Source organism: Oleiphilus sp. HI0061, from assembly GCF_001635675.1.
The window spans coordinates 1-1,035 of the sequence record NZ_LWFE01000056.1 but is presented as its reverse complement, the minus strand read 5'-3'; the positions used below and the strand labels follow the sequence as shown (position 1 = coordinate 1,035).

The 1,035-nt window shown below is 44.5% G+C and carries 2 protein-coding genes; both read left to right on the top strand.

The features are described 5' to 3' along the window. The coding region (locus tag A3735_RS29980) for a hypothetical protein (RefSeq protein ID WP_068637376.1) at positions 1–720 on the top strand (720 nt) is incomplete at its 5' end. Beyond that, the coding region (locus tag A3735_RS00780; RefSeq protein ID WP_197485555.1) for a hypothetical protein at positions 720–1,035 on the top strand (316 nt) is incomplete at its 3' end. The genes A3735_RS29980 and A3735_RS00780, both read left to right, overlap by 1 nt.

The window sequence follows — 1,035 nt, the reverse complement described above, 5'->3', positions numbered from 1 at the left end:
GCCAACAATACGAATGTACGTTTAGACAGCGACGTAGATATCGCCGTGGAATGTAATGACGTTTTGTACTGGGATGAGTCAGAAAAAGGAACTCATAATCCTGGAACCCCATATGAGGGAATCTGGACGCCAGAAAAGTTGCGATCTGAATTACTTGCAGCCATGCGATCAAAGTTTCCCGGCCAAATCGATAGCTCCGGCTCTACTGCAATTCAGATAAACTCGAGCTCAGCTAGGGTGGATGCAGACGTAGTGCCTTGTTTTAGTTTTAGATACCACATGAAATACGGATCAAGAGATGGAACCAAGGTATTTAAAACCGACGGAAGCAATATCGTTAACTATCCTGCCCAGCAGCTGGAACACGGCGTAGACAAGAACAAACGAACAAACTATGCATATAAGAAGGGCGTCCGCCTCCTAAAGCGATTAGAAAACCTGATGTATGAAAGCGGTGAATTTCGCGAGCTCCCATCCTTCTTTATAGAGTGCTTAGTTTTCAATTGTCCGGACGAAATATTCTCAAAGCCAAATTGGACAGAACGACTTCGCGGTTTGCTATTTCATATATGGAATGAACTGCAAGGAGAAGAACCTAGTACAGACCGTTGGACGGAAGCGAATGATTGTTTTTTCTTGTTTCACTCAAGTCAAAAATGGAGCCGTGCCGATGGACGCGAATTTGCTAATGCCGCATGGAATTATCTGGAGTTTAAATAATGCAAAACGTAACTATTAAGAGCTCACTCTATCTATTACTGGGAGCCTCAGCCATCGCCTGGGTTTTGCTGGCGCTCATCGAGAATAAAGACTTATCCAATCCAGTGGACTTCTTTGGGCTCTTGCCAAAAGTCGTGACGATAGATCTTTTGGCTATCTTTGCTTTCACTAAATGGGGTTGGAAGTTCCGGCTGTTCAGGGGTTGGCTTGTACCATTTCCAAATCTAAACGGTACGTGGGTTGGTTTTATATATTCTGACTGGATTAACCCTGAAACGGGGGAGAAGCCACCGAGAATACCAGTAATGCTCACCG